The sequence below is a fragment of the Pseudomonas taetrolens genome (assembly GCF_900475285.1).
GTDB classification, from domain to species: Bacteria; Pseudomonadota; Gammaproteobacteria; order Pseudomonadales; family Pseudomonadaceae; genus Aquipseudomonas; species Aquipseudomonas taetrolens.
This window is the reverse complement of sequence record NZ_LS483370.1, coordinates 3,615,003-3,630,081: the sequence shown is the minus strand read 5'-3', so window position 1 is coordinate 3,630,081 and position 15,079 is coordinate 3,615,003. Positions and strand designations below refer to the sequence as shown.

12 protein-coding genes and 1 pseudogene are annotated in these 15,079 nt (G+C 56.9%); 1 reads left to right on the top strand and 12 read right to left on the bottom strand.

Going from position 1 to position 15,079, the window contains the following annotated elements:
- Position 1 precedes the first annotated feature (1 nt).
- The 7 genes and pseudogenes from gcvH to arcD (DQN55_RS16725) all read right to left on the bottom strand — a co-directional run bounded on the left by gcvH (position 2) and on the right by arcD (DQN55_RS16725) (position 7,698).
- Positions 2-385 carry a glycine cleavage system protein GcvH gene (gene gcvH / locus DQN55_RS16755; RefSeq protein WP_048378971.1) on the bottom strand — a complete coding sequence of 128 codons (384 nt, stop codon included), beginning with the start codon at positions 383-385 and terminating at the stop codon, positions 2-4.
- Positions 386-675: 290 nt separating this feature from the next.
- A pseudogene (locus DQN55_RS16750) lies at positions 676-2,183 on the bottom strand (sigma-54-dependent transcriptional regulator).
- Between the two features lie 230 nt (positions 2,184-2,413).
- Positions 2,414-2,773, bottom strand: coding sequence for a DUF5064 family protein (locus DQN55_RS16745; protein WP_048378973.1), 360 nt, complete (start codon positions 2,771-2,773; stop codon positions 2,414-2,416).
- Positions 2,774-2,828: 55 nt separating this feature from the next.
- Positions 2,829-3,758, bottom strand: coding sequence for a carbamate kinase (gene arcC / locus DQN55_RS16740; RefSeq protein ID WP_048378975.1), 930 nt, complete (start codon positions 3,756-3,758; stop codon positions 2,829-2,831).
- Positions 3,759-3,892: 134 nt separating this feature from the next.
- A complete protein-coding gene (locus DQN55_RS16735) occupies positions 3,893-4,903 on the bottom strand; it encodes an ornithine carbamoyltransferase (protein WP_048378976.1) in 1,011 nt (336 codons plus the stop codon).
- Between the two features lie 77 nt (positions 4,904-4,980).
- On the bottom strand, positions 4,981-6,237 hold the full coding sequence (arcA, locus tag DQN55_RS16730) for an arginine deiminase (protein WP_048378978.1): 1,257 nt from the start codon (positions 6,235-6,237) through the stop codon (positions 4,981-4,983).
- 33 nt (positions 6,238-6,270) lie between these two features.
- Positions 6,271-7,698: an arginine-ornithine antiporter gene (gene arcD, locus DQN55_RS16725; protein WP_048378980.1), complete on the bottom strand. Its 1,428-nt coding sequence runs from the start codon at positions 7,696-7,698 to the stop codon at positions 6,271-6,273.
- Positions 7,699-8,142: 444 nt separating this feature from the next.
- On the opposite strand from arcD (DQN55_RS16725), the gene arcD (DQN55_RS16720) reads away from it, so the two are divergent.
- A complete protein-coding gene (gene arcD, locus DQN55_RS16720) occupies positions 8,143-9,570 on the top strand; it encodes an arginine-ornithine antiporter (protein ID WP_048378982.1) in 1,428 nt (475 codons plus the stop codon).
- Positions 9,571-9,583: 13 nt separating this feature from the next.
- Here the strand turns inward: arcD (DQN55_RS16720) and DQN55_RS16715 are convergent, their stop codons facing one another.
- From DQN55_RS16715 to DQN55_RS16695, 5 genes are all read right to left on the bottom strand, one after another.
- Positions 9,584-9,994, bottom strand: coding sequence for a YbaN family protein (locus tag DQN55_RS16715; RefSeq protein ID WP_048378984.1), 411 nt, complete (start codon positions 9,992-9,994; stop codon positions 9,584-9,586).
- A 58-nt stretch (positions 9,995-10,052) separates the two neighbouring features.
- Positions 10,053-10,661: a biliverdin-producing heme oxygenase gene (locus tag DQN55_RS16710; RefSeq protein WP_048378986.1), complete on the bottom strand. Its 609-nt coding sequence runs from the start codon at positions 10,659-10,661 to the stop codon at positions 10,053-10,055.
- 113 nt (positions 10,662-10,774) lie between these two features.
- Entirely contained in the window at positions 10,775-13,372 is a 2,598-nt protein-coding gene (locus tag DQN55_RS16705) for a TonB-dependent receptor (protein ID WP_048378988.1), read from the bottom strand.
- Between the two features lie 118 nt (positions 13,373-13,490).
- On the bottom strand, positions 13,491-14,396 hold the full coding sequence (locus tag DQN55_RS16700; RefSeq protein WP_088500009.1) for a FecR family protein: 906 nt from the start codon (positions 14,394-14,396) through the stop codon (positions 13,491-13,493).
- A 156-nt stretch (positions 14,397-14,552) separates the two neighbouring features.
- Positions 14,553-15,071: an RNA polymerase sigma factor gene (locus tag DQN55_RS16695; protein WP_048378996.1), complete on the bottom strand. Its 519-nt coding sequence runs from the start codon at positions 15,069-15,071 to the stop codon at positions 14,553-14,555.
- Positions 15,072-15,079: the final 8 nt, after the last annotated feature.

Below are 15,079 nucleotides of genomic sequence, written 5' to 3'. Positions count from 1 at the left end.
CTCACACGTCATCTTGGGCTTTGATCAAGCGATCGTACGCGTCTTGATCCAGCAATTGACCGACCGCATCGGCATCGGCGGGCTTGAAGCGGAAGAACCAGCCTTCACCCAGCGGATCTTCGTTGACCAGTTCCGGGGAACTGTCGAGTGCCGGGTTCACTTCGATCACCTCGCCGTCCAATGGCATGTACACACCGCTGGCGGCCTTTACCGATTCAACCGTGGCCGCTTCTGCACCTTTAGCGTAGGACTGCAGCTCAGGCAGTTGAACGAATACCACATCACCCAGAGCGTTTTGCGCAAACGCCGTAATACCCACAGTGACGCTGCCGTCAGATTCGGCGCGCAGCCATTCGTGGTCTTCAGTAAAACGCAATTCGCTCATGGAAAATCCTCAAGCCAGACATGTCTGGTGGTCACAGTTGAATGCTCGTGCAGGGCCGAGCTCTTTGAGGTATTTACTGCAAGATGGCTGCCAGTTTGTAAAAGGCTAATGTTTTCAGGCGCTTAGTGAGTATTTGGGCGCGACAAAACCTTAGCGCTGTAGCGAAATCGCTACAGCTGCGAGGCCGTAAAAAAAACGATGAGGATCAAAGCCTTGCGCAGTGGAGGTATGGCGGCCTTGTATCGAAATCATTCCAGTGGAATGATTTTAGTACACGTCAGCCAAAGACGTCAGGCTTTGCCGGGGATACCGTATTTGCGCAGCCGATGCGCAATTGCAGTGTGGGAGGTTTGCAAACGGCTAGCCAGTTGCCGGGTAGAGGGGTAGTTGACGTAGAGCTTTTCGAGCAGCGCTTTTTCAAAGGACTCGACGGCGTGCTCCAGGGTCTCGACTTCACCGTCGCTTTGCCGTGCCACAGAGGTCCCGGCAATGTCCAGGTCGCCAATATCGACCAGCGAGCTTTCGCAAATTGCCGCCGCACGGAAGATCACGTTCTGTAATTGGCGTACGTTACCCGGCCACCGGTTGCCCAGCAGGGCCGGGTAGGTTCCGGGGGCCAGACGGCACACGGGGCGCTGGATCTGTGTGCAAGCCTGCTGCATGAAGGTGCGCGCCAGCAGCAAAATGTCCTGGCCCCGTTCACGCAGGGGGGCACTTCGATGTTGAGCACGTTCAGGCGATAGAACAGGTCTTCGCGAAAAGTGCCTTCATTGACCATTTTTTCGAGGTTGCGGTGGGTCGCACTGAGGATCCGGACATTGACCTTGACCTCACGTTCGCCCCCGACTCTGCGGAAGCTACCATCGTTTAAAAAACGCAGCAGCTTGGCTTGCAGATAAGGCGACATTTCAGCGATTTCGTCGAGGAAAACCGTCCCGTTGTTGGCCAGCTCCATCAACCCCGGTTTGCCGCCGCGTTGAGCGCCGGTAAATGCACCGGGGGCGTATCCGAACAGCTCGCTTTCAGCCAGGTTTTCGGGCAGTGCCGCGCAGTTCAGGGCCAGAAAAGGCGCACCGAAACGCTCACTGATGGCATGGCAGGCGCGGGCCACAAGTTCTTTACCGGTACCGGTTTCGCCCTGGATCAGCAGCGGTGCGTCGAGGGTTGCGACGCGCTGTGCCCGGGCCTTGAGCGTGCGAATGGCAGGCGAGTCGCCCAGCAGGGCATCAAAGCCTTCAGCGTGATCGTGGTGCAGCGCCGCCAGTCGTTCGCCGATGCGGCTCGGTTGATACAGGGTGAGCAGGGCGCCCGCGTCGGTGATAGGCGTCGCGTCGAGCATTAACGGATGCCCGTTGAGTGTGACTTCGCGCAATGGCAGGCGAAAACCGTTCTCGAGCAACACATCGAGCAATCCGGGATCGGCAAACAGTTCGCCGATGCTCTTGCCTGTCGGTTCGCGGCCATATAACGCCACCAGTGCCGGGTTGGCCAGCAGTACATGCCCGTCGCTGTCCAGCGCGAGCACGGGATCTGTCATGGCAGCGAGCAGAGCATCAAGTTGCAGGTGACGACGCTGACCGGGAAGGATGTCGACCACCATGACCGACTGCACACCCTTGACCCTGAACAGGGCTTCGCGCAGTTCGTCGAGCACTTGCGGGCTCAGGGTCGGGGCATCGATGTAAACGTTGGGTGGGACCATTTCCACCGCATCCAGGTTGAGATTACGTCCGCCAAGCAATGCCAGGACTTCCTGGGTGATGCCGACTCGGTCGATAAAGCTGACATGGATACGCATGGTAAAAACGAACACTTCGGGACTGGAGGTGGCCAGTATGCCTTGGCCTTGGGGAATGGTGAAATGCGCAAGTCCCCGTGGCCTCCCTGAGAGGGGGCGGACGTCGCCTCGTTCCACTCGTTAACTGCGATGGACATCCTGAAGCTGCGGCCCAAAAAAATTGAAGGCCCTTCGGTCCTTTGCGCAGCCTGTGGCAGTGGCTACATGCTCTGGAGCGGCGCGCAGCGATTCTATTCGAGATGTTCGGGCTTTATCGGGTCGCCGGGCTTGTGGTTGAGCTGGGCCAGAACGTCGCTGAACATTTTGTCGTAATAGCCATGCATAGCGCGGATGTCAGCGGTTTTGGGGATGCCGTACTTCACGGCAATCTGGAATGCATCATGGGCAAAGTTGTAGGCCATGTCCTTGGGCAAGGTAAAGGACTCATTGAAGTCCGTGTTGTTGATCTTGCCATGCATGTCGAACTGCATCGACTTGCCTTCCTTGGGATCTTGAACGACCTGGTAATCGATTTTGATGTCATACCCAAAGTCACCCGGCTGCAGGGGTTCTCGGTGGATATGCAAGTGCCCGGGTTCGAACGAGGCCATAGGAGTACTCCTTGAGCTGGGGATAAAGGGCAGACCGCCAAGTCTGCCCCAGGGTTCAATAGTAGGTGATTCCGGATTGTTCAGTGCTGACGCGTGTTCCTGCGGTGCCCTGAACAATCGCTTCAATATCCGACAGTGCGCCGATCACGGCGGTCTTGCCGGTCTTGCGGGCAAACTCGCAGGCCGCCTCGACCTTTGGGCCCATCGAACCTGAGGCGAACCCGAGTTTTTCCAGTGCATCCGGGTGGGCCTGGGCGATGCCTTTTTGCGTTGGCTTGCCCCAGTCGATAAACGCGGCGTTGACGTCTGTGGCGATGACCAGCAGGTCGCTTCCCAGCTGCTGAGCCAACAGGGAGGAGGCCAGATCCTTGTCGATGACCGCTTCGATGCCCTGCAGCTTGCCATCCTCACCGTACATGGTCGGAATGCCGCCGCCGCCCGCGCAGATCACGATGGTGCCTTTTTCCAGCAGCCATTTGATCGGTCGAATCTCAAAGATGCGCTTCGGTTTCGGGCTGGCGACCACGCGGCGGAACTTGTCGCCATCGGGTGCAATGCTCCAGCCTTTTTCCGCCGCCAGGCGTTTGGCTTCGACTTCACTGTAGACCGGACCAATCGGCTTGGTCGGGTTCTGGAAGGCCGGGTCTTTCGGATCGACCTCAACCTGGGTCAGCAAGGTGGCGAAAGGCGCTTCCTGAGGCAGCAGGTTGCCCAGTTCTTGCTCGATCATGTAGCCGATCATGCCTTCGGTTTCGGCGCCGAGCACATCCAGCGGGTAGGGGCTGACATCGGTGTAGGCTGCGGCTTGCAAGGAGAGCAGGCCAACCTGAGGCCCATTGCCGTGGGCAACTACCAGCTCATTGCCCGGGGCAATTCGAGCAATTTGTGCGGTGGCGGTGCGGATGTTTTCGCGCTGATTCTCTGCGGTCATGGGTTGACCGCGACGCAAGAGGGCGTTACCGCCCAGTGCAACGACGATACGCATAGAAAATGTCCTTATAGAGGGGTGCGAGCAACTCAAGTCCTGTAAGAGGTGAGCCTGCCTGCGATGCCGGCAACGCGCTTTGAGCAACAAGCCGCATCGCTTGCATCACAAACAAGCTCGCCCTTCAAAGGGCTTTAGATATCAGCCAGTGCCGACACCAGGATTGCCTTGATGGTGTGCATGCGGTTTTCAGCCTGCTCGAAGGCGATGTTGGCAGGAGACTCGAACACCTCTTCAGTCACTTCAATACCGTTTTTCAGGTTGGGGTGGTGCTCCGCCACATCTTTGCCGACTTTGGTTTCACAGTTGTGGAACGCGGGCAGGCAGTGCATGAATTTCACACGAGGGTTTTCGGCCGCTTTCATCATGTCGGTGTTGACCTGATAAGGCAGCAGCAGTTTGATGCGCTCGTTCCAGGCTTCTACCGGTTCACCCATCGAAACCCAGACGTCGGTGTGGATGAAGTCCACGCCTTTGACCGCCGCTTTCGGGTCTTCGGTCAGGGTGATTTTGGCGCCGCTTTCCTTGGCGAATTCCTGGCACTGTTTAACAAACGCCTCTTCAGGCCAGAGACTTTTCGGTGCCCCGATACGCACATCCATACCCAGTTTGGCGCCGATCATCAGCAACGAGTTGCCCATGTTGTTGCGGGCATCGCCCAGGTACGCGTAGCTGATGTTATGCAGGGGCTTGTCGCTGTGTTCGCGCATGGTCAGCACGTCAGCGATCATTTGCGTCGGGTGGAACTCGGCGGTGAGGCCGTTAAAGACGGGCACCCCGGCGTACTTGGCCAGCTCTTCCACGATTTCCTGGGCAAAGCCACGGTATTCGATGGCATCGAACATGCGCCCCAGAACCCGGGCGGTGTCCTTCATGCTTTCCTTGTGGCCGATTTGCGAAGAGACCGGATCAATGTACGTCACATGTGCGCCCTGGTCGTGGGCCGCCACTTCGAATGCGCAACGGGTGCGAGTCGAGGTTTTTTCGAAGATCAGCGCAATGTTTTTACCTTGCAGGTGTGGACGCTCGGTGCCGGTGTACTTGGCGCGTTTGAGGTCGCGAGACAAATCCAGAAGGTAGTGCAGCTCACGTGGAGTGTGGTGCATCAGGCTGAGCAAGTGACGGTTGTGCAGATTAAACGCCATGGTGATCTCCTTGGTTTCTGTTAACCGGCCTGCGTGGGCCCTTCGTGGGGGCCAGCGCAAGCAATCAAATGTAAGAATTAATAGTCGATCGGGTCGCGGATGATCGGGCAGGTCATGCAGTGACCGCCGCCACGGCCGCGCCCCAGCTCAGAGGCGCTGATGGTGATAACTTCAACGCCTGCCTTGCGTAGCAGGGTATTGGTGTAAGTGTTGCGGTCGTAACCGATGACGACGCCTGGTTCCAGTGCTACCACGTTGTTGCCGTCGTCCCATTGCTCGCGCTCGGCGGCGAAGGCGTTACCGCCGGTTTCGACGACGCGCAGGGCTTTGAGGCCCAGAGCCCCGGCCACTACTTCGAGGAAGCTGCCTTCTTCACGGCGCACGTCAATGCCGCCGGCCTTGCTTTCGTCCGGGTACAACGAAAACGCGACGATCTGCTGCACAACCTCAGGGAAAATTGTTACCAGATCGCGGTCGCAGAAGCTGAATACAGTGTCCAGGTGCATAGCGGCACGGGACTTGGGCATACCGGCGACGATGACGCGTTCAACCGCTTTGTTCTTGAACAGGTTCTGTGCCAGTTGGCCAATGGCTTGGCGTGAAGTGCGCTCGCCCATACCGATCAGAACGACGCCTTTGCCGATGGGCATGACGTCGCCGCCTTCAAGGCTGGCGTTGCCGTGTTCGAGGGTCGGGTCGCCGTACCAGATCTGGAAGTCCGCGTTGGTGAACTGTGGGTGGAACTTGTAGATCGCGGTGGTCAGCAAGGTTTCCTGGCGACGCGCTGGCCAGTACATAGGGTTCAGCGTCACGCCACCGTAGATCCAGCACGTGGTGTCACGGGTGAACTGAGTGTTGGGCAGCGGTGGCAGGATAAAGCTGGTGTGGCCGAGGAAATCACGGAACATCTGGATGGTCTTGCCACCGAAGCTGTCGGGCAGGTCATCTGCGGACACACCGCCGATCAGGTACTCGGCCGCCTGACGTGGCTCCAGGCTTTTGATCCAGGACTTGACTTCATTCACCAGCCCCACACCCACCTGGTTCGGGGTGACTTTGTGCTCCAGAATCCAGTCCAGGGCTTCGGGTATCGCCACGATGTCGGTCAGCAGATTGTGCATTTCCAGGACATCGATGCCGCGATCGCGCATCTTGGTGACGAAATCGAAATGGTCGCGCTTGGCCTGGTTGACCCACAACACGTCATCAAACAACAACTCATCACAGTTGTTCGGGGTCAGGCGCTGATGCGCCAGACCTGGAGAGCACACCATAACCTTATGCAGCTTGCCGGCTTCGGAATGCACGCCGAACTTCACTTTTTCCGTGGTCATTACAGTCATCCTCCAAAGTACATAAACAGGTTGTTACAGGGTCAGGAAGCCGTCGTAGAGCCCGTAGGCCGCTACCAGGGCACCGATCACTACGGCGGCAAAGATCACTTTCTCAATGCTTGTGAACACTTGCTGGCCGCTTTCGCGCTTGGCCTTGGCGAACAGAATGGCGCCAGGGGCATACAACAGTGCTGAAAGCAGCAGGTACTTCAGGCCACCGGCATAGAGCAGCCAGATGGCGTAGATCAGTGCAATGGAGCCGATGATCAGGTCTTTCTTGCGTTCTGCCAGGGCGTTTTCGTAAGTCTCTCCGCGTACCGCCAACAGGAAGCCATAGGCCGCTGACCAGAGGTAAGGCACCAGGATCATCGAGGTTGCCAAGTAGATCAGCGACAGGTACGTGCTGGCCGAGAACAGGGTGATGATCAGGAACAACTGGACCATGGCATTGGTCAGCCACAGGGCGTTGACCGGTACATGGTTGGCGTTTTCCTTTTTCAGGAAGGCCGGCATGGTGTGGTCTTTAGCGGCCGAGAACATGATTTCGGCGCATAGCAGCACCCACGACAACAGGGCTCCCAGCAGAGAGATGATCAAGCCGACGCTGATCAACACCGCTCCCCAGTGACCCACCACATGTTCAAGCACGGCGGCCATCGAAGGGTTCTGCAGTTTGGCCAGTTCAGGCTGAGTCATGATGCCCAGCGACAGTACGTTCACCAGCACCAGCAACAGCAGCACGGTGATAAAGCCTATGACGGTGGCCTTGCCGACGTCAGAGCGTTTTTCGGCACGTGAGGAGAAGATGCTCGCGCCTTCGATACCGATAAACACCCAGACGGTCACCAGCATCATGTTGCGTACCTGGTCCATCACACTGCCCAGGTCAGGGTTTTTCAGGCCCCAGATGTCGCTGGTAAAGATGTCCAGCCTGAAGGCGAAGAAGGCAATCAGAATGAACAGAATCAGCGGTACCACTTTGGCAATGGTGGTCACCAGGTTGATAAAGGCAGCTTCCTTGATCCCGCGCAGTACCAGGAAATGCACGGCCCAAAGCAATATCGAAGCACCAATGATCGCGGCCGGTGTGTTGCCTTCGCCGAAGATCGGGAAGAAATAGCCCAGGGTGCTGAACAGCAGCACAAAATAGCCGACGTTCCCCAGCCAGGCGCTGATCCAGTAGCCCCAGGCGGATGAGAAGCCCATGTAGTCGCCAAAGCCGGCCTTGGCATAGGCGTATACACCGCCATCCAGATCTGGCTTGCGATTGGCCAGGGTCTGGAACACAAAGGCCAGGGTCAGCATACCGACCGCGGTTATTGCCCAGCCAATCAGGACAGCGCCGACATCCGCGCTGGCGGCCATGTTTTGAGGCAGTGAGAAAATCCCGCCGCCAATCATTGAGCCGACTACCAGAGCAACCAATGCACCCAGTCGCAGTTTTCCAGGAGTATCAGACATTTGTAGTGACTCCAACCCAGGAGAAGTAAGGTCTAAAGATTAGTCCGTTAGTGTTTTAGCCAGTTGACTTAGATCAGGGCATTACTACATTCCATTGTCAGTAGAGCGGAGGGTCGCGATCGCGCATTATTTTGACGCGTCTTGAAAAGCTTGCTCCATAAGCACCTTCAAGTAATACCGCGGTGTGAACTGCAATGTCGTGAGGGTTGACGCTAGTCACTATTCGCAGATATGCAAATATCATTTTCATGTTTCATCGGTCTGTCGAACAATAAAACTGACATCTATATGTGTATTGCTTTTTAGGCTTCAATAGAAAATATGGCTATTAAAAGGGCATGCCTTATTGTGGTGAGGGTATATACGAATGATCAGTTTATATATTTAGTCTTTGAGCGCCGGTAATCTGATAATTATGAGTAATTAATAAACCAAGAGGTGGCGATGGCCCTGCAGGCACAGAAACTTCGGATTAACGCCTTGATCGCCCTGGTGGTCGGCTCAATGATTGGCGGCGGGATTTTTTCGTTGCCGCAAAATATTGCTGAGCGCGCTGCAGGTGGCGCCGTATTGATTGGTTGGGCGATCACGGCCGTGGGGATGCTGGCACTGGCCTTTGTGTTCCAGACCCTGGCCAATCGCAAACCTGAGCTGGATTCAGGCGTCTATGCCTATGCGAAAGCCGGCTTTGGCGATTACATGGGCTTCTCATCCGCCTGGGGCTACTGGATCAGCGCCTGGCTGGGGAACGTCGGCTACTTTGTGCTGCTGTTCAGCACCTTGGGCTATTTCATTCCGGTGTTTGGGCAGGGCAATACACCGATCGCCATCGGTTGCGCCTCGTTATTGCTGTGGGCGGTGCACTTCCTGGTACTGCGCGGGATCAAGGAAGCCGCCTTTATCAACCTGGTGACCACCGTCGCCAAAATCATCCCCATCGTGATGTTTATCGTGCTGGCTGCTGTGGCATTCAAGGCCGATATTTTCACCCGTGATCTATGGGGTGCGGCAACCCCTGATCTGGGCAGCGTGATGGATCAGGTACGCAACATGATGCTGGTTACGGTGTTCGTATTTATCGGCATTGAAGGTGCCAGCGTGTATTCGGGGAGAGCTGAAAAGCGCTCAGATGTGGGCAAGGCCACGGTTATCGGTTTTCTGGGGGTGCTGGCCTTGTTGGTGCTGGTCAACGTGCTGTCCTTGGGGATCATGAGTCAGCCGGAACTTGCGAAATTGCAGAACCCGTCCATGGCCGGGGTGCTCAAGCACGTGGTGGGAGAGTGGGGGGCGATCCTGATCAGTATCGGTCTGGCGATTTCATTGTTGGGCGCGTTGCTGTCATGGGCTTTGTTATGCGCCGAAATTCTGTTTGCCACGGCCAGGGACAAAACCATGCCGGCGTTCCTGAAAAAGGAAAATGCCAATCATGTACCGGTCAACGCCCTGTGGCTGACCAACTCCATGATCCAGATTTTCCTGATGATCACCCTGTTTTCTGCAGGCACTTACACCAGCCTGATCTACCTGGCCTCATCGATGATTCTTGTGCCTTACCTGTGGTCCGCGGCCTACGCGCTGCTGTTGTGCCTGAGGGGCGAGACTTACACGCACGCCAGTCGTCAACGACTCAAGGATCTGCTGATTGCAGCCATCGCGCTGATCTACGCAATGTGGTTGCTGTATGCCGCAGGGCCCAAGTACTTGCTGTTGTCGGCACTGCTCTATGCACCGGGTGTTTTCCTTTTTGCCAAAGCCAAACGCGAGGAGCATCAACCGCTGTTCAAACCGTTGGAGAAAGTGATATTCGCTGCGGTGGTGATCGCGGCGATTTCAGCGGCCTATGGGCTTTATAGCGGCACGCTGACCTTGTAAGAACAATGCGGGATCAATCGTTGGTGACAGCCAGCGGCAAGCGTTCTGGCCGCGACCAGATCCACAGATTGCCCAGGCACATGCCCGCAATGGCGAGGAACACTGGCCATTCGTGATCCAGGGCATACAGCATCAATCCTGCACAGAAAAGCATGCTGACAGTGGCGCTGATTTTGGCCCTGCGAACGATGATTTTACCGTTGCGCCAGTTGATGAGGATCGGGCCAAACAGGTGGTGATTTTCGAGCCAGGCACTCAGGCGCGGAGAGCTTTTGGTCGCAGCCCAGGCGGCAAGCAAAATGAATTCGGTGGTCGGCAGCCCGGGAATCACGATAGCGATAAGTCCAATACCCAGGCTTACGTAAGCCAGCAGGCCGAACAGGGCGCGAGCGATTTTTGACGACGATCGGGTTTGGCGGGTCATAAGCTCAGGACACATAAAAGGACGCCCGACCAGCAGTCGCCGGTCAGGCAGGTCAAGCTTAAGCCAGTTCCGGCTGCTTCACGTATGTCTGTTCAAGCAGGAAGGTGAAGCGGCTGAAGGCGTCATTGGCCGCTTGCTCCAGTTCGATGTCTTCCTCAGGAGTGAGTTCGACGGCGTCGAGCATTTCGATAAAGCTTTTCCAGTTCCGCCCGCGCCCTTCAGCGGGTTCACCCATGTGACGGGCTCCGTGGGTTTCGCTCAAACCGAGCAGGCGAGCCTGCTTGATCAATACACCTGCTCCCAGCTTGGAGCCTTCGGAAACAAATACCCAACCCAACGCCTGGGCCTTGCTCGGGTTTTTGACGGCGCCGGGTACGGGAGCCGGTAACTCAACGCCCAGATCGATCAGGTCGGCCTTGATCATGTCTGCTCGGCAACGCTCGGGTAAGTTGGGGATGTGTCGGGTCAGGCGTTCATCGGTGTGCAGCGCTGCCAGCTCAGTCAGAAACAGGTACTGAGCCATGGCGAAATGGGTGTAGTTGACCAGGGAACCGAATGGATCGCGGCCCATTACTTTTACGCCCAGCGTGTCGTGAGTCTCGCGGGTGGCCAAGGTCAGGCGCTTGGAACGTTCGGAGGGGCGCGGTGCGGTATCTGGAGTGTTCATGCCAATGTCCTTGAGAATGAGATGCGCTTTGTAACTAGACGAATCAGAAGACGGGTCACAGTAAAAAATCCTCACTGCACCGCTTCAAATAGCTGTGCAGTGGAACCGTCGGGTCAGATATCCCAAACCAGATTGACCGAGAAGTTACGCCCCGGTGCGGTCAGACGCTCCATGTTGGCCGGGTTAATCACACCGGCCTCGCCGACGCTGTCGTAGCCGCGTACGTCATCCCAGTTCCAGTATTTCTTGTCGGTCAGGTTGTACAGGCCGGCGTTGACGGTGACGTCCTTGGTGACTTTGTAGAACCCGGTCAGGTCGAGGACGCCGTAGCCCGGGGACTTGAATTGGGTGCTGGTGCCATCAGGCGAGAAGAAATTGCTGTCGTCGACCTGCGTTTTGCGTTTCACCAGCGTCCAGCTGACCAGGCCACCGTAGGTGTCCTGCTCGTAACCCAGGCCCAGCACGGCAGTCAGCGGATTGACGCTGTTGATCGGTTCGCCGGTGTCGTTGTTTTCACCATGGGCGTAAGCGACAGATCCCCGGGTGTAGAGCCCCTGTGGAGCACCGAAAACGTCGAGATTCAGGCGGCCTTTGACTTCTGCCCCTTTGATGGTGGCGTGCTTGATGTTGTTGGTCTGGAAGGAGAGCTTGTCGTAGCCGGGCGTGATGGCGTCTTCATTGATGAAATCGCGGTATTTGTTGTAGAACACCGCGACATCGAATGAGCCCGCATCGAAGTTACCGCGCAGGCCGGTTTCGAAGCTTTTGCTTTTTTCCGGCTCAAGATCAGGGTTCGGCTCAACGGAATAACCTTCGGACAGATTTTCAAAACGGCCATACAGGGCTTTGGCGCTTGGCGTGCGGAAACCTTCAGCGTATTGACCGTACCAGGTGTATTGATCACTCAGGGCGTAGGTCAAACCAAATTTTGGCGACAGGCGATGCCACACCTTTTCTTTATCGCTGACCGTTTTTTTATCGGCCGTCGACACGGTATTCATGAAATCTTGAGTAATGTGCGGTGTGAGCTTGGTGTAGTCGTAACGCAGACCCGGCATGAAGGTCCAGTTGTTCCAGCTGATTTGATCCTGAGCAAAGAGACTGTAGGTGTTGATGGTCGGGTCCGGGAAGTCGCTGGACTTGACCAGGTAGTCTTTCGGGCTGTCGGCGCCTGCCGCCGTGCAGCCCGAACCTGCCGCCAGGCAGGTGCCCGAGCCGCTGCGTGAACCGGTTACCTTCTGGTGCTTGAGGGTGGCGCCATAGGTCAGCAGGTGATCGGTGTCGGCAATGTGGAAGGCCTTGTCCGCCTGGACGTCCAGTTTCCATTGTTTCTCTTCGTACGTGGTGCTGCGTGTGCGCATCACGTGCCGGGAGAAGGGGAAATAGTCTTCAAGGGTGCTTTGATCGGTCTTGGCGGTCTGGTAATTGAGGCTCCACTTGACGTGATCGGCCAGCAGGCTGTCGAGGACAATGCTGTTTTCGAGGCCAAAACGTTCACGGCTGATGGTGTCTGTACCCGTTCGTGAGCGGTACATGCCCATTGGCTGGCCTGCATTGAACGGACCGCCGACGGCGCTTTTCTCATTGACATCAAGGCGGCCTTTGTACTTATCGTAGGTGAAAGCCAGACGATCGTCGTCATTGTAGTTCCAGCCTGCCTTGGCCAGCACGTTGGTGATTCTTGCCTCTTCGGGGTTGGCCGCGGTGCGGCTCAGTCCCGTACCACCATGATCACCGTAGGACTCGGTTTCATGGCCATCGCGACGGCTCACGTGCAGCAAGCCGTCGAAATCGCCAGTGCGCCCGGCGACGGTGCCGGATTTCAGCCAGCTGCGATCGGCAGAGCTGTAGCCGGCTTTAAGCCTGGCGCCGACATCCTTGCCGGGTTTGATGATGTCATCCGGGTCGAGGGTGAAATAGCTGACGGCACCGCCAATGGCGTTGCTGCCATAGAGCACGGAAGCCGGGCCGCGGAGAATCTCGACGCGCTTGACGATTTCGGGGTCGACATAGTTGCGCTGGGTCTTGGCATAAGGACCGTTGAAGAACGATTCCGGGATTTCAACCCCGTCAACCTGGGTCAGGATCCGGTCACCATCGATGCCGCGAATGTTATAGCCGCTGATGCCGCCGCGCTGACCCGCGCCACCGACCGAAACGCCAGGCTCATAGCGCACCAGATCCTTGAGGGTGTTGACGTTCTGCCGATCGAGTTCCTCACGGTCATGCACAGTGACGGTGCTGGGCACCGAGTTCACGTCCTGCTCCTGGCGCGTGGCACTGATGGTCACTTGCTGCAGGGCGAGGGCGCCGCTGGCGCTGCTGCGCTTTTCGAGCACGATATTGTTGTTGCTGAGTTTTCGATAGCCCAGGTTGGTACCGATGAGCAGGCGATCCAGAGCTTTTTCCGGGGACAGTGAACCCCTGACACCAGGAGATGATACATGCTGGCCAAGCTCTGCCGGCAAGCCGACCTGCCAGCCTGTCACCGCACTAAAGTCGTTCAACGCAGACACAAGTGGCTGCTGGGAGATTGAAAACGTGTAATTGCCCACTGTGCGACTGGCTGGCTCAGCCCTGGTCGCGGCCAGGACCGGCATGGCCTGTACGCCGGCAGCCAGCATGGCGACGGTCAACAACGACAACGTGCACTGATGCAAACCGCGTGTGCGGACGCTGGAAGAGGACCGGCTGTTGAAACGAGTGGGCATTGATAGCGCTCCGTGGTGAACGAATCTTATAGTTGCGAAGCTGATTCAAAATAAGAATCAGTTGCATTGACTACAACGAGACGAACGACATCGGGCTATCGAGTAAAAATACTTTCAATTAATTGAGGATGACCAGCGCCGGGTATTCGGAGAGGCTCGAGGACGTGATATGGGCGAGGGAGCGAACGATGTCCAGCGGCTGATCCAGCCGGTAGTTGCCGGTTACCGACACGTTGACCAGTTTGTCGTTGTTGTTGACGATCCAGCCCGGGTAATAGCGACGCACTTCATCCAGCACCTTGCCCATCGGACAGTTTTCAAACACCAGGCGCCCCTGCACCCAGGCCAGGTCGGTCTGAGGGTTCAGCTTGACGGGCTTGCCGAATCCATTGGGGCCGATACTCACGCTGTTACCGGCGGACAAGCGCATTTGCGTACCTGCACGGTTGACCCGCAAATTCACATCACCGCGTTGTACCCGCACGTGGGCCTCACCATTGAAGTAGCTCACGGCAAAAGCGGTATCGCGCACACTGACGCTGACCGGTCCTGCATCGACCACCAACGGCAGTGCCAGGTTGGCCGGGATCTCAAAAAACGCCTCACCCTGCAGCAGCCGGGCGCTGCTCCGGACACGGGTCATGTCGCTGGAAAAGGCCGAGTTGGTGTTGAGCAGTACTTTGGAGCCGTCTTCAAGTTCGAGGCGCTGGCGCTCACCGACCACGGTCAGGTGATCGGCTTGCAGGCGCAAAGGCACATTGCTGTAACCGCCGACAGTCAGCAGTAACACGGCCGCCGCGGCCATGTGTTTCCAGTGGCGACTCATGCGGTGCAACAGGCCGGGTTGGCGGCGGGCCTGCAGTGACTTCGCAGCAGCCAGAACCGATTGCCCGTTCCATACGGCGCTGGCTTTGGCAAAGGCTTGAGCATGGGCCGGGTCGGCATTGAGCCAGTCATCAAAGGCTGCTTTTTGATCGTCGCTCGCGCACTCAAGCGTGATCAGCCAGCCCAGCGCCTGGTTCATGGCACTGTCTTGCAGCACATCTTGAGCAGAGTGATGAGGGTCCGTCACGTATGTTCCTTGGCTGTCTCGGGCGCGGTCTTGTTCAAAATCACATGATTCTTGGCGTTAGTTCTACCAAGTAATTCAGAGCATTCTTACAGGAATTAACGGTCAAGATTAAGGCCGATTAATCCTGTCGGCTACCCCGATGCAGATTGCCATGATCAATTTGAGTTCCTTTTGCACCGTGCTCAATGAGACATTCAGCTCATCCGCGATTTCTTGATAACTGCAGCCATGAAGACGGCTGAGGATGAAAATGCGCTGCTGACGTGCGCTTAACTGACTCAGGCTCACACTCAAACGCTCCAGTAATTGTGCGGCTTGATGGGCTTCGTCCGGGGTGCTGATCGAGGAGGGCACGCCTTCGATGACCTCCATGGGCACATCTTCGAGTACCGTGCGTGACTGGATGCGCCGGGAGCGTAAGTGGTCCAGTGCCAGATTGCGTGCGGTCTGAAAAACAAAGGGCTCGAGGTGTTCGACGGTACGTTCGCTCAAGGCCCGGGTTACGCGCAGGTAAGTCTCCTGCAGCAGATCTTCTGCAGTGCTGTGGTTATTGACCATCCGTTCGAGCGTGCGCAGTAACGTAACCCGCTGGGCAAGGAAGACCTGATTGAAGTGGGACTGACTCACCGTGCTAC

What these genes read in the sequence shown, in the direction of transcription:
- DQN55_RS16715 (WP_048378984.1), bottom strand. Translation starts at nt 9,994, where the DNA reads ATGACCCGCCAAACCCGATCGTCGTCAAAAATCGCTCGCGCCCTGTTC.
- DQN55_RS16735 (WP_048378976.1), bottom strand. Translation starts at nt 4,903, where the DNA reads ATGGCGTTTAATCTGCACAACCGTCACTTGCTCAGCCTGATGCACCAC.
- arcD (WP_048378980.1), bottom strand. Translation starts at nt 7,698, where the DNA reads ATGTCTGATACTCCTGGAAAACTGCGACTGGGTGCATTGGTTGCTCTG.
- DQN55_RS16705 (WP_048378988.1), bottom strand. Translation starts at nt 13,372, where the DNA reads ATGCCCACTCGTTTCAACAGCCGGTCCTCTTCCAGCGTCCGCACACGC.
- arcA (WP_048378978.1), bottom strand. Translation starts at nt 6,237, where the DNA reads ATGACCACGGAAAAAGTGAAGTTCGGCGTGCATTCCGAAGCCGGCAAG.
- DQN55_RS16700 (WP_088500009.1), bottom strand. Translation starts at nt 14,396, where the DNA reads ATGAACCAGGCGCTGGGCTGGCTGATCACGCTTGAGTGCGCGAGCGAC.
- DQN55_RS16745 (WP_048378973.1), bottom strand. Translation starts at nt 2,773, where the DNA reads ATGGCCTCGTTCGAACCCGGGCACTTGCATATCCACCGAGAACCCCTG.
- arcD (WP_048378982.1), top strand. Translation starts at nt 8,143, where the DNA reads ATGGCCCTGCAGGCACAGAAACTTCGGATTAACGCCTTGATCGCCCTG.
- gcvH (WP_048378971.1), bottom strand. Translation starts at nt 385, where the DNA reads ATGAGCGAATTGCGTTTTACTGAAGACCACGAATGGCTGCGCGCCGAA.
- DQN55_RS16710 (WP_048378986.1), bottom strand. Translation starts at nt 10,661, where the DNA reads ATGAACACTCCAGATACCGCACCGCGCCCCTCCGAACGTTCCAAGCGC.
- arcC (WP_048378975.1), bottom strand. Translation starts at nt 3,758, where the DNA reads ATGCGTATCGTCGTTGCACTGGGCGGTAACGCCCTCTTGCGTCGCGGT.